Raw genomic sequence first — 12,758 nt, 5'->3', positions numbered from 1 at the left:
CCATCTCCCCCTCGCTGACCTTCGGGAAACCCGCTTTCGGGCTTTTATTCCCTTGATCCGTCCGGTTCGATGGAACCGGCGGATCGAGAACATTCCCTATCCGCCGTTTATTCTGCGGCCTCTTGGGCCGGGACTACGTTCACGAAAGCTCGGCCGAGCTTCGTCGTGAATCGGACGCGACCGTTCGACGTGGCAAAGAGCGTATGGTCTTTGCCCATGCCGACGTTCACGCCCGCATGCCATTTGGTGCCGCGTTGACGAATAATGATGTTGCCGGCCACGACCGCCTGGTCGCCGAAGCGCTTCACGCCGAGACGCTTGCTTTCGGAGTCGCGACCGTTGCGCGACGAGCCGCCTGCCTTTTTGTGAGCCATAACGCCCTACCTCAAAAACTCTTCAGTCGATGTAACCCGAATCGGTGGCAAAAGCCACCCCGACCGGGCGTGAAGCTGCGCGGAGCCTGTCAGCCCCGGTCAGTAGTCCTCGCCGGAAGCGAGCTCGGCCTGGTCGGCCTTGGCCCGCGGCGGCTTGCCGGCGAGCAGCTCCTTGGCCTGCTCGACCCACTCCTCGCGGGTGGCGCGGCCACGCAGCTTGAGCTCCTCGTCCCACTTGGCGACATCGGCCTCGGTCCAGGCGGCGATGTCGTTCCAGGAAGTGATGCCGGCGGCGCGCAGCTTCTTCTCGATGGTCGGACCGACGCCCGAGATCAGCGAGAGGTTGGAGGCGTCGAGGCCCTCGGCCTTGGCTTCAGCCTTGGCCTTTGCAGGCTTGGCCGCAGCCTTGCCCTTGACGGTTTCGCTGCCGGCCTTGAGCGCGACCGGGGCGGCTTCGCCCTTCTTCATCTCCGGCTTCTTGCCGCCGGTGAGAATGTCGGTGATGCGCACCACGGTCAGCTCGGCGCGGAAGCCGCGCTTGCGCTTGGAATTCTGGCGACGGCGCTTCTTGAAGGCGATGACCTTCTCGCCGCGGGCCTGCTCGACGATCTCGCCGGCGACGGTGATGTCACCGAGGAAGGGAGCGCCGATCGTCGACTTCTCGCCATCGGTCAGCATCAGGACGGAGCCGAAAGCGACGGTGTCGCCCGGGTTGCCCTCGATCTTGGCGACGGTAATGCGGTCGTTGGCGGCGACGCGGAACTGCTTGCCGCCGGTCTTGATGACTGCGAACATCTTAGTGTTCTCCATGTTGAGCCCCGCCCTGTCATGAGCCCCTGAGGGGCGCACGCGGGACGGCTTTTTGGCAGTCGGTTGCGTGGTCGGGTTGCTCTTGAAGCCCGCTGAGCCGGCCGCATTGGAGCGGCGCCGTCGGCGGCAGCCAAAAGAGATCAGGCGCGGGTTTCCCCACGCCGGACGCGGCTTCCTAGTCGCGCAGGGGCGATCCGTCAAGGCAAAGCAGCATGGCTGCGAAGGATTTCAGAGCTGTGACAGACTTCTCGCCACATCGCTTCGGAAAGGCTTGTGCCGGGCGGATGCAATGTGTAGTAAGCACCCCGCTTCGACCAGAGCGACCGCGGACAGGTGGCAGAGAGGTTGAATGCACCGCACTCGAAATGCGGCATACCCGCAAGGGTATCGGGGGTTCAAATCCCTCCCTGTCCGCCATCATCCCGCCAAGGGATTGATTTTCCAGAGAGATTAAGCGAAGCCGCGACTTCGCCGGTCTGTGGCCGCCCACAGCTGGACGTAGCCATTCCCCGGCAGTTCTCGCAGCGGCGCGGGCCGCGACCGGCCGCAAAGGATTCGGGCTAGCGCCCCGGTAAAAAAGGCGGCCCTCAGGCCGCCTTCTTCTTGTCTGCGTCGAACGGGATCTCGATATCGACGGCGAGCGTCGAGACCTGGGGACCGCGTTCCATCCGGACGCTGACCTTCTCGTCGTCGACCTGCACATGCCTGGCGATCACCTGCAGGATCTCGTCGCGCAGCTTGGTAACGAGGTCAGAACCGTCGGCCGACAGGCGCTCATGGGCGAGCAGGACCTGCAGACGCTCGCGTGCGGCCGGGGCCGACTGCGTGCGGAAGAAGAGACGACGCAGGTTCATGCCGCTTTCCTTCCGAAGATCTTGCCGAAGAAGCCGCGCTTCTCGCCGGGGATGGTGACGGGGAGGCTCTCGCCCTTGAGTCGACGCACCGCGTCGAAATAGGCGAGCGCCGGGGCACTGCGCTCATCCGCCAGGGTGACCGGCGAGCCGATATTGGAGGCGCGCAGCACGTCCATGCTCTCGGGGATGATGCCGAGCAACGGGATCGACAGGATCTCGAGGACGTCGTCGACCTTCAGCATGTCGCCGCGCTCGGCGCGGGCGGGGTCGTAGCGGGTAAGGAGCAGGTGCTTCTCCATGCGCTCGCCGTTCTCGGCCTTCACCGTCTTCGAATCGAGCAGGCCGATGATGCGGTCCGAATCGCGCACCGAGGAGACTTCCGGGTTGGTCACGACGATCGCAACGTCGGCATGGCGCATGGCGAGGGTGGCGCCGCGCTCGATGCCGGCCGGGCTGTCGCAGATCACCCAGTCGAAATGGGTCTTCAGCGCGCCGACGACCTTCTCGACGCCTTCTGCCGTGAGGTTGTCCTTGTCGCGCGTCTGCGAGGCCGGCAGCAGATAGAGCGACTCCAGCCGTTTGTCGCGGATCAGTGCCTGCGTCAGCTTGGCCTCGCCCTGGATGACGTTGACGAGGTCGTAGACCACGCGCCGCTCGGCGCCCATGACCAAGTCGAGATTGCGCAGGCCGACATCGAAGTCGACGACCACGACCTTGTCGCCATTCTGCGCCAGAGCCGCGCCCAGGGCGGCGGAGGAGGTCGTCTTGCCGACGCCGCCCTTGCCCGATGTGACCACGATGACCTTGCCCATTGACCTCTCCTAGTTCCGGTGGACGTGCTGTCGTTGTTTCAGGCGAGTGATCCGGCCGTGAAGGTCTCGCCTTCGAGCCAGAACTGGACGGGCTTGCCGCGCAGATTGGATTCGAGGTCCTCGGCCGTCTTGTAGAAGCCGTCGATGGCGACCATCTCGGCCTCGAGCTTGCGGCAGAAGATGCGTGCGGCGGCGTTGCCGAGTGTGCCGGCCATCGCCCGTCCGCGCAGCGTGCCGTAGATGTGGATCGAGCCGCCGGCGATGACCTCGGCGCCGGATGCGACCGAGCCGATGATGGTGATGTCGCCCTCGGCGAAGATCGACTGGCCGGAGCGCACCGGCTGGGTGACGACGAGCGAGGCTGGCGTGCCCTGGGTTGGCAGCGGCGCGGCCGGCATCTCAGCCACGCTATCGACGGGGGCAGGGGCCTCCTTAACCGGCGCCGCCGCAGGTTCCTCGATATCACCGGTCGCCTTGCCGCCCGACATGGCCGGCGGCAGGTCGGTTCCGAGCATGGAGGGGCGTGCGCCCTCGATCCCCATGATCCGGACATTGCGCGTGCCGAGCTTGCCGACGAGGTCGCGCAGCTGCGTGCGGTCGATATCGAGGCCTTCGACGTCCAGCACGACAGGCCGCCGCAGGAAGAAGCCGGCCGAGCGGCCGGCGAGATCGTCGAGCCGCATCAGCCAGTCCTCGAAAGGCAGCTCGGGCGTCAGCGTCAACGCAAGGTAGGAACGCCCCTTGAGGCGGATCGGCCGGGGTTGGGTTAACACGGCGGTCATCTTGGTAAATTTTCGGTTCCCCAGATGTAGGAAACGAATGGTTAACAGATGGTAAAATGCCGGGCCGATTTCCGGGTCTGTTCACCGTGAACACGAGAGGCCGGCGATGCGCCACGGCGTTGCTGGCTGCCGGTCTCTCAGCGCTGCAGGCGCGACAGCAGCCGCCTTTCGAGGCGGTGGACGAGATGAACGGCGAGAAGCGCCAGCGCGAGATAGACGATGCCGGCGACGATCAGCGGTTCGGCATAGCGGAAGGTGTCGGAGGCGATGTCGAAGGCCGCTCCGAGCATTTCGGGCACGGCCAGGACCGCCAGATAAGGCGTCGCCTTCAGGACCGAGACGACATAGTTGCCGACGGGGGCGGCGACATTGGTCAGCATCTGTGGCGCGATGACCAGGACGACCGTTTTCGCCGGCGACAGGCCGAGAGCCTTTGCCGCCTCCCACTGGCCGGATGGAATCGCATCGATTCCGGCCTTGAAGACCTCGGAGAGATAGCCGCTGTAATAGAAGCTCAGGCCGACCACGCCGATCGCGACAGCCGGCAGGGTCACGCCGTAGAAGGGCAGCACGAAGTAGAGGAAATAGAGCTGCGCCAGGATCGGCGTCGAGCGGATGGCGTCGATCAGAAAGCGAACACCGTAGCGCGTCGCCCGCCCGCCCGAGCGTCGTAGCATCTCCCAGCAGAAGCCGAGCGCGCAGGCGCCCACCGATGCCGCGAGCGTGACGACGACCGTCAGCCAGAGCGAGCGCAGAATCAGTGGTACGGTCGAGGCGGCAAAGCCGAGGTCAAAGCCCATGCGCCGGCCCTCGCCCCTGCGAAACCCTCGCCTCGAGCCAGCGGCCGGCGATGGTGACGGGGTAGCAGATGATGAAATAGCTCAGCAGGAGCGCCGAATAGACGCCGACCGGGTTGTAGGCGGCCTGGGCGACCTCCTTTGCCCGGAAGGTCATGTCCGCGAGCATGATGAGCGAGACCAGCGCGGTGCCCTTGATGAGCTGGATGACCTGGTTGACGAAGGTCGGCAGCATCGAGCGGAATGACTGGGGCAGCTCGACCAGCATCAGAATCTGCCAGCGCTTCAGGCCGAGCGCACGTCCGGCCTCGACCTGGCCTGCAGGGATCGATTGCAGCGCGGCGCGCACGGTCTGGCTGCCATAGCCGCCGGCATTGAGGCCGAGCACCATCGGTCCGACGGCCATGGCCGACAGCGTGATCCCGATGACCGGCAGGGTGTAGTAGAAGATGAAGAGCAGGACGACGACCGAGGAACTGCGCCAGAACTCGATCGCTGCCGTGACAGCCCAGTGGAGCGGGCCGCGGCTGAGATATTGCGCGATCCCGCCGGCCAGGGCGAATGGGATCGCGTAGAGGAGCCCGATGGCGGTGACGAGAGCCGTCGTCTGGAAGCCCTGGAAGATGCCTGCCAGGATCGCGGGGAAACTCGCCGCTGCCATGGATGTGGCTCTCAATCCTCGCCGCGGCAGATCTGCTCGCCGCTCAGCGACGGGGGAGCCTCCTTGTCGGTGAAGCCGTACTTCTCCATCAACGCCTTCAACGTGCCGTCGGTCTTCATCTCCGCCAGCCGCTTGTCATAGAGCGCGCGCAGATCCTTGTCGGCCGGCCTGAAGGCGATCGCCGAATAGAGCGCCGCCTCGCGGCCGCTCGATTTGAGGAGGCCGGTGAAGGGGCTCGCCCGCTCGATCGCTTTGACGTTGGGATCCTTGAGGAAATCGACGGCTGTCGGAGCCGAGAAGGTCACGGCGTCGACGCGGCCGGCTCCGAGCGCGGCCAGGGTCGCTTCCGTGTTCTGGAAGAGCAGCAGCTGGCCTTCCGGAACGCCCGCCAGGGTGGCGTTTCGGGCATTGGCGCTGCCGCGGGAGCCGCCGAGGCGGATCTTCGGGTTGTCGACGATGTCCTTGTAGCTGTGGATGCGCAGCGGATTGCCTGCCTTCACCAGCACGGCGTCGCCGATCGACATGTCGGGATCGCTGAAGGCGACGACCTTGCAGCGTTCGGGCGTGATGCCGAGCCCCGAGGCCACGAGGTCGAAGCGATTGGCCATCAGCGCCGGAATCAGCGCGCCGAAGTCGGCGACGGTGAACTCGATGTTGCTGACGCCGAACGGTGCGAAGGCGGCGCGGACCAGATCGGGATGGAAGCCGGTCGCCTGGCCGTCCTCGCCGCGGACACCCCAGGGCGGGCGGTTATGGATGCCGATCGAGAGCTTCTTCTCGCGCAGGACGCGCTCCTTGACCGTCTCGGCAGGGGCGACAGACGCGCTCAAAGCTCCCACCAGCGTGACGAGGGCGAATGCGATGCCTCTGACAGCACCGGACCGGATCGACGACATGGGCTCCTCCGCGGTTGGGGCAGGCGGGGGCGTAGCCGGCCCCCTCAGGTCTCGGCTGCCGCCTTCCGGCCATTAAGGCGCGCGCTTCCACTACCGTCCAATACAAATGGGCAGGCAGTTCATGCATTGAGATTATGAACTGGCGTCAATAGCGCGAGAGCAGAACCTCGTCGCCATAGAGGGCGGCGATCTCGGCCCGCATGATGTCCAGGAAGGCGCGCGCCGTCAGGGAGAGCGGCATGTCCTTGCGCGTCAGCAGCGAGAAGCCGAAGCGGACCGTCGGCAGGAACGGCCGGGCGACCAGCAGATCCTCGGAGATGGTCAGGATCGACAGTGGGTTGAGCAGCGAGACGCCGGTGCCGTGGCAGACCAGATTGGCGACGACCAGCGCATAGGGAGCCTCGACATTCAGGCGCCGGCGGACATCGGCCTGCTGGAAGACCTTGTCGACGATCACGCGGTTCGCATCGGCCGGATCGAGCGAGATGAATTCCTCGCCTTCGAGATCCTTCGGCTCGATCACGCGCTTGGCGGCGAGGCGGTGCCCTGCCGGCAGCACGCAGACACCAGGTATCGCGGCATAGGGCGTATTCTGGACATTGGACTGCTCGACGCCGGGAACGGCAAAGCCGAGATCGAAATTGGCCGAGGACATCCATTCCGACACGGTGGTCGAGCTGCGGGTCTGCAGCGTGACGGCGACATCGGGGTGCAAGGTCCGGTAACGCGCGACAACCCGGGGCAGGAAGGAAAAGCCGACGACGGGAATGCTGGCGATCCGCAACGAGCCGGTCGAGGCGTTGCGGATGTTCTGCGCGGCCCGTTCGAGCTTGTCGAGCCCGACGAAGGAGCGCTCGACCTCCCGCATGAACAGCCACGCCTCCGGCGTCGGCTGCAGCCTTTGCCTGGAGCGGGTGAACAGCGTCAGACCGGCCTTGGCCTCGAGCAGGGACAGCAGGCGGCTGACGGCAGGTTGCGAGATCCGCAGGCGTTCGGCTGCGGCCGTCACCGTTCCCGTCTGCATGATCATGCGAAAGGCTTCGATCTGGCGGATGTTCAGCGACATCTCATAACTCTGAAACATGAAGTGTGGGTCGTATTGTATTAGACGACGATGGCACGCTCCGCCTAGCGTCCGCTGCGAATGGCGGAGGCTCTCCGCCCCAGATGAGGAAGGCGGCCATGCTGCAAACGGCCAATGAGCGGAGCCAACGCTCGCGTGTGACCACATCCGTCGATTTCGACAGGCAAGGCAGGCAAAGCGGCTTTCTCTCCGTGCCGTTCTCGCAGCATGATTCCGCCTATGGCCGCATTCAGATTCCGGTCACCTGCATCCGCAACGGGGAGGGACCCACAGCCCTGCTTCTCGCCGGCGTTCACGGCGACGAATACGAGGGTCAGATCGCCCTCGGTCGCCTGATCCGCGATCTCGATCCCGCAGCATTGCGCGGCCGCCTGATCTTGCTTCCGGCGTTGAATCTGCCTGCCGTCTCGGCCGCCCGGCGCGTCTCGCCGCTGGATGGCGGCAATCTCAACCGGTTGTTCCCAGGCGACCCCGACGGTGCGCCGACGGCGATGATCGCGCATTATGTCGAGCAGGTCCTGCTGCCCATGGCGGATCTGGCGATCGACCTGCATTCGGGCGGCTCGTCGCTCGACTATGCGCCATGCGCCATCGTGCGGGACGACGGGCCGGACGACCTCGTCGCGCGCCAGTTCGGGGTGTTGCGGGCGTTCGGCGGGCGCTATGCCTATGTCACCGATGGCCGCAACCAGGGAGCGGAGCGCACATTCGCCGCCGCCGCCGCCCGCAGCGGCGTCATCGCGATCACCACCGAGCTCGGTGGCGCGGCCGCTGCCAACCCGGAAGGGATACGCCTCGCGGAGAATGGCATCCGCCGCGTCCTGCAGCATCTCGGGATGCTGGACGAGGAGCCGGAGCCGGATTCGCGGTCGTTGCGGCTGATGCAGGTCGAAGGCGCCGCGTCCTATACGCTCGCCCCGGAGGATGGCGTCTTCGAGTGTCTCGTCAACCTCGAAAGCGAGGTCGTCGCCGGAGCGCTCGCGGGCTATGTCCACTGCCCCGAGACGCCCTGGCGCTTGCCGGTTCCGGTGCATGTCGAAGCCACCGGCCTGGTCATCTGCAAGCGCGCCGTCGCCTGGACGCGGCGCGGGGATTGCCTCCTGCAGATCCTGGCTCCCTATGCCGGGAAGGGAGCGCGGGCGTGAGCAAAGTCGCCCTGAATCCCCGTCTGGTGGACTTCGTCTGTATCCGCTGCGACCAGGCCATGCCTGTCGGCGACTATGTCGAGGGCTGTCCTTCATGCCTCGCGCAGGGCTACCCGGCTGGCGCGATCCCCCGCTTCAAACGGCCGGACGCCCCGTTCTCCAGATCGGCGAATGCCGGGATGGCCGGCTTCAGCGATCGGCTTTGCTATGAGCGCTTTGTGAGCTTCGGGGAGGGAGATACGCCGCTGCGTTCCATGCCAGGGATCGCCAGGGAGCTTGGTCTGGCTTCGCTTCTGATCAAGGACGAAGGGGCAAATCCGACCGGCTCCCACAAGGACCGGATGAGCGCTCAGGCCGTGGCGCGGGCCGTCGACATCGGGGCCCGGGGGATCATTGCGGCGTCGAGCGGCAATGGCGGGCTCTCGATCGCGACCTATGCCAAGGCCTGCGGACTGCCTTGCCAGGTGGTGGTGACCCCGACGCTGCCGGAGCGATACCGGGAAGCGATGCTGCGTGCCGGAGCCCAGCTGCACGTCGAGGCCGATTCCCTCGCTCGCTGGCGCTATGTTTCCGAGAGGGTCCGCAGCGATGGCTGGCTGCCGGCGACCAACTACCTGAACCCGCCGGTCGGCAGCCACCCGATCGGTGTCGATGCCTACAAGACGATCGCTTATGAACTGCTGGAGGATCCGGCAGCTGCGCGAGCCGACGCGATCATCGTTCCGACGGCGCGGGGCGACCTGCTCTGGGGGCTCTGGCGTGGACTGCTCGACCAGCAGGCCGCCGGCCAGGTCGCGCATTTGCCGCGTCTCGTCGCGGTCGACCCGTTCCCGCGCCTTTCACGCGTGATCGATGGCGCGGATTATCGCGGACACTTCGCCGGGACATCGGCGCTGGCAGCGATCAACGGTCCGACGGTGACCTTGCAGAGCCTGAAAGCGGTAGGCGACTCCGGCGGAGCCGCCATCGTCGTCTCCGATGCCGAGGCCGAGCGAGACCGGGCCCGCCTTCGCGACGAAGGCATCCAGCTGGAACTGTCGAGCGCCGCGGCGCTGTCCGCCGCCCGGCGCCTGGTCGCGCAGGAGCCCGGCTTGAAGAGCCTCGTGCTAATCGGGACCGCCCGCAGCGAGGACTAGCGTCCAGCCTGCCTGCGCAGGTTCAGTAGACGTCGGCCTGGTAGCGGCCAGCCTTCTTCAAGGCCGCGACATAGGCGACGGCCTCGTCGACCGAGCGCTTGCCGTGCTCGGCGACGACGTCGACCATGGCGCGCTCGACATCCTTGGCCATGCGCTTGGCATCGCCGCAGACATAGAAGTGTGCGCCCTGCTCCAGCCAGGCGAAGAGCTCGGCGCCGCGCTCGCGCATGCGGTCCTGGACATAGATCTTGTCCTTGCCGTCGCGCGACCAGGCGAGGGTGAGGCCGGTGAGGACACCCTCCGCCTTCATCGCGTTGAGCTCGTCCTCGTAGAAGAAGTCCGAGGCGCGGCGCTGATGGCCGAAGAACAGCCAGTTCTTGCCCTTGGCGCCGGTCGCCTTGCGGTCGTGCAGGAAGGCGCGGAACGGCGCGACGCCGGTGCCGGGGCCGCACATGATGACCGGCGTCTCCGGATTCTCCGGCAAGCCGAAGCCATGGGCGCGCTGGACATAGACCGGCACCTTGTCGCCGGGCTGGACGCGTTCGCCCAAAAAGGTCGAGGCAACACCCCAGCGCGGCCGCGAGCCGACCTTGTAGCGGACCGTATCGACCGTCAGAGAGATTTGGCCCGGCGTCGCATTGAACGACGACGAGATCGAGTAGAGCCGCGGCTGTAGCGGATCGAGCGCCTCGACGAAGGCCTCTGGAGAGAGCCGCGCCGAAGAGAACTTGTGCAGCGTGCCGAGCACGTCGAGCCGGTCGAGATCGCCGTCCGGGTCCTCGCCGGCCGCGAGCCGCTTGGCCTTCTGGCGGGTCTCGCCACCGGTGACATAGGAAATCAGCTGGAACAGCGCATCAGGTGCCGGCCCGAGCGCGTAATCGGCCAGCAGCCGCTGGCGCAGGGTCTTCCCGCCGACATCGGCATCAGGCCGCGCGCCCAACAGAGCGATGACGGCGTCGACCAGACGCGTATCGTTCTGCGCGACAATGCCGAAGGCGTCGCCGACGATGTAGTCGAGGCCGCTCTCGGAGAGATCGAACTCGACGTGCCAAGTCTCCTTCTCCGAGCCCTCGCCATTGAGCTTGCGGCGCGAGAGGAAGGTGGCGAGCGCTGGGTTCTCGCGGCTGCGGCCGAGCGGGCTGGCAGGCGTCGCTGAAGCGGGTTCGGCTGGAGCAGTGGCAGACACACTGCCGCCTTCCTCCATCAGCGCCTTGAGCTGGCGCAGCGTCTCCTTGCCGCCTGGCGCGCAGAGATTGAGCCGGCCTTCCTTGCCGTCCGCGATCGCCGCCGAATAGGTCTCGCAAACATAGCCGCATTGGCCGCAATCCTGCTGCGCCATGGCGGCAAAAAGCTTGCGCGGCAACGGCTTGCCGTCGGCGAGCTGCATCCGGTCGGCGATGGCCATGGCCGGATCGTGCCAGGGCGCGCCGTCATCGGCCTCGCCCATCACGGCGGCATTCTCGGCCGGCGACAGCGCGGTGACGCCGGCATTGTCGAGCGAGAGCAGGCCGGCGAAGAAACCGTTGAGCCAGGAGCGCTGCTCCTCGCTGAAGGGCGCGGTCTCGGGCAGGACCTGGACCAGCGGGTTCGACGCCTGGACGGTCATGCCGCCTCCCCGGTTTCGGCGACAAGCGCCTGCAGCGCCGCAATCTCATGGCGGCGGGCGAAGGCGACGAAGCTTTCATCGGGCGCGGCGCGATGCACCTGCCAGGTCCGCAGGATCGCCTCGACCAGCACCGGAGCCTCCTCGGCCTTGACCTTCTCGCGGAAGGGTCGGGCCATGCCGCCGTCGACGCCATAGCCGCCGCCGACCAGCAGATCGTAGCCCGGCACGGTGTCGCCCTCCTCGTTGACCGGCACATTGGCGCCGATCAGGCCGAGATCGCCGATATAGTGCTGGGCGCAGGAATGGTGGCAGCCGGTCAGGTGGATGTTGACCGGCTGGTCCAGCGTGATCCGTGGCTCGCAATGGGCGGCGATGGCGAGCGCGTCCTCCTTGGTGTGGGCGGCGGCGAACTTGCAACCGGTCGCGCCGGTGCAGGCGATCAGGCCGGCGCGCAGCACTGAGGTTTCGGCGGAAAGGCCGATCGCCTTCAGGTTAGCCAGGACATCGTCAACCTTCGCGTCCGGTACGCCGGAGATCAGTAGGTTCTGCCAGACCGTCAGGCGAATATCGCCATCGCCGCACTGCCGTGAAATGGCTGCGATCGTCCGCATTTGGGCCGCGGTGAGCTTGCCGACCGGCAGCGCCACACCGACCCAGTTCAGGCCAGGCTGAAGCTGCTTGTGCACCCCAATATGAGCGAGGCGGTCATAGATCGGGCGCGGCTTCACGAAGGCGCCGTCGACCCGGATCAACCGGCGCCCGAGCTTGTCCTCGACAGCAGCGAGGAACTTGTCGAAGCCCCAGGCGTCGAGCACGTATTTCAGGCGGGCCTTGGCGCGGTTGGTGCGGTCGCCATTGGCGATGAAGACGCGCACGATCGCATCGGCGACGGCGACGGCGTCCGAGGGCGCGACGACGATGCCGGTGTCACGGGCGAGGTCGTGATGGCCAGTGATGCCACCGAGCGCGAGTCGATACCAGATGCCGGGCTCGACCGGCTGCCCCTCGAAGGACGCGCCCTTGCCGACCTCGATCGCCTGGAAGCCGATATCGTTGGTGTCCTCCAGCGTCGCGATCGAGCCGGCGCCGTCGAAGGCGACGTTGAACTTGCGCGGGAGGCCGTAAAGCGAGCGGTCGTTGAGGATGTGGTGATGCCAGGCGCGGGCATGGGGCCGCGTATCGAGCAGTTCGAGCGGGTCGATGCCGGCGGTGGCCGAGCCCGTGACGTTGCGGATGTTGTCAGCGCCGGAGCCTTTGGCGGTGAGGCCGAGATCGGCGAGGCCTTCGAGCAGCAGCGGCGCGTTCTGCGCGCTGATCTCGCGGACCTGCAGGTTGGCGCGGGTGGTGACATGGGCGTAGGGGCCGCAAAGCCGCTGGGCGAGATCGGCGACGCCCTCGAACTGCCAGGCCTTCAGGATGCCGTTCGGGATGCGCAGCCGGCACATGTAGCTGTCCTGCGCCGGGGCGACATAGAACAGGCCGTGATAGCGCCAGCGGAAATTGTCCTCGGGCTTGGGGTAGGTACCCGACGACGCCTGGTCCTTGAAGCGGGCATAGGCGTCGAAGGGGTGCTCGGCCGCCTTCCACTTCTCCTGGTCGACCAGCTTGCCGCCCCCGGCAACGGTCTTCGCCTGGGCCTCTGCGTGCTCCTTGTCTGGGCCAGACGGCGCAGCACTGCCCTGCCCGCCCGCACCACCGAGCGGCCCGAGGCCACGCGCCGCGCGAGCCGATTGCATGCCGCTCATGAAGCCTTCGAGATAGCGCTTCTGGTCGGGGGAGAAATCGTTGCTCATGGGCGTTT

Annotated in this window: 13 protein-coding genes and 1 tRNA gene; 3 read left to right on the top strand and 11 right to left on the bottom strand. The window is 66.5% G+C overall.

Features of this window, described 5'->3' with window-relative positions; genetic code table 11:
* Positions 1-107: 107 nt before the first annotated feature.
* Positions 108-374: a 50S ribosomal protein L27 gene (rpmA, locus tag ACWIGM_RS06985; protein WP_091842353.1), complete on the bottom strand. Its 267-nt coding sequence runs from the start codon at positions 372-374 to the stop codon at positions 108-110.
* Between the two features lie 99 nt (positions 375-473).
* On the bottom strand, positions 474-1,169 hold the full coding sequence (locus tag ACWIGM_RS06980; RefSeq protein WP_454025166.1) for a 50S ribosomal protein L21: 696 nt from the start codon (positions 1,167-1,169) through the stop codon (positions 474-476).
* A gap of 342 nt (positions 1,170-1,511) precedes the next feature.
* Here ACWIGM_RS06980 and ACWIGM_RS06975 point away from each other — a divergent pair.
* Positions 1,512-1,601: transfer RNA gene (locus tag ACWIGM_RS06975), tRNA-Ser, on the top strand.
* A gap of 170 nt (positions 1,602-1,771) precedes the next feature.
* Here the strand turns inward: ACWIGM_RS06975 and minE are convergent.
* The 7 genes from minE to ACWIGM_RS06940 all read right to left on the bottom strand — a co-directional run bounded on the left by minE (position 1,772) and on the right by ACWIGM_RS06940 (position 7,052).
* A complete protein-coding gene (gene minE, locus ACWIGM_RS06970) occupies positions 1,772-2,038 on the bottom strand; it encodes a cell division topological specificity factor MinE (protein WP_454025165.1) in 267 nt (88 codons plus the stop codon).
* Positions 2,035-2,850, bottom strand: a complete 816-nt coding sequence (minD, locus tag ACWIGM_RS06965) for a septum site-determining protein MinD (protein WP_454025164.1) — start codon at positions 2,848-2,850, stop codon at positions 2,035-2,037. Before minD ends, minE begins: the two co-directional genes overlap by 4 nt.
* Positions 2,851-2,888: 38 nt before the next feature.
* Positions 2,889-3,632 (bottom strand): septum site-determining protein MinC, encoded by a 744-nt coding sequence (gene minC, locus ACWIGM_RS06960; protein WP_454025163.1) that lies wholly within the window; start codon positions 3,630-3,632, stop codon positions 2,889-2,891.
* Between the two features lie 137 nt (positions 3,633-3,769).
* Positions 3,770-4,432 carry an amino acid ABC transporter permease gene (locus ACWIGM_RS06955; protein WP_454025162.1) on the bottom strand — a complete coding sequence of 221 codons (663 nt, stop codon included), beginning with the start codon at positions 4,430-4,432 and terminating at the stop codon, positions 3,770-3,772.
* A complete protein-coding gene (locus ACWIGM_RS06950; RefSeq protein ID WP_454025161.1) occupies positions 4,422-5,090 on the bottom strand; it encodes an amino acid ABC transporter permease in 669 nt (222 codons plus the stop codon). The genes ACWIGM_RS06955 and ACWIGM_RS06950 overlap by 11 nt, the downstream gene beginning before the upstream one ends.
* A gap of 11 nt (positions 5,091-5,101) precedes the next feature.
* Complete coding sequence (gene ehuB / locus ACWIGM_RS06945; RefSeq protein WP_454025160.1) at positions 5,102-5,986, bottom strand: ectoine/hydroxyectoine ABC transporter substrate-binding protein EhuB; 885 nt, start codon at positions 5,984-5,986, stop codon at positions 5,102-5,104.
* 145 nt (positions 5,987-6,131) lie between these two features.
* Positions 6,132-7,052, bottom strand: coding sequence for a LysR substrate-binding domain-containing protein (locus tag ACWIGM_RS06940; RefSeq protein WP_454025159.1), 921 nt, complete (start codon positions 7,050-7,052; stop codon positions 6,132-6,134).
* A gap of 155 nt (positions 7,053-7,207) precedes the next feature.
* Here ACWIGM_RS06940 and ACWIGM_RS06935 point away from each other — a divergent pair, with 155 nt between their 5' ends.
* Both ACWIGM_RS06935 and ACWIGM_RS06930 read left to right on the top strand, forming a co-directional pair.
* Positions 7,208-8,215 (top strand): succinylglutamate desuccinylase/aspartoacylase family protein, encoded by a 1,008-nt coding sequence (locus tag ACWIGM_RS06935; RefSeq protein ID WP_454025158.1) that lies wholly within the window; start codon positions 7,208-7,210, stop codon positions 8,213-8,215.
* Positions 8,212-9,351: a threonine synthase gene (locus ACWIGM_RS06930; protein WP_454025157.1), complete on the top strand. Its 1,140-nt coding sequence runs from the start codon at positions 8,212-8,214 to the stop codon at positions 9,349-9,351. The genes ACWIGM_RS06935 and ACWIGM_RS06930 overlap by 4 nt, the downstream gene beginning before the upstream one ends.
* Before the next feature lie 22 nt (positions 9,352-9,373).
* Here the strand turns inward: ACWIGM_RS06930 and ACWIGM_RS06925 are convergent, their stop codons facing one another.
* Together ACWIGM_RS06925 and ACWIGM_RS06920 are read right to left on the bottom strand one after the other, a co-directional pair.
* The gene (locus ACWIGM_RS06925; RefSeq protein WP_454025156.1) at positions 9,374-10,957 is read right to left on the bottom strand and encodes a sulfite reductase subunit alpha; all 1,584 of its coding nucleotides are present in this window, start codon (positions 10,955-10,957) and stop codon (positions 9,374-9,376) included.
* On the bottom strand, positions 10,954-12,750 hold the full coding sequence (locus tag ACWIGM_RS06920; protein ID WP_454025155.1) for a NirA family protein: 1,797 nt from the start codon (positions 12,748-12,750) through the stop codon (positions 10,954-10,956). The genes ACWIGM_RS06925 and ACWIGM_RS06920 overlap by 4 nt, the downstream gene beginning before the upstream one ends.
* Between the last annotated feature and the right edge of the window lie 8 nt (positions 12,751-12,758).

The organism is Allobosea sp. NPDC055332, from assembly GCF_053645455.1.
This window is presented reverse-complemented; position numbering and strand designations above follow the sequence as displayed.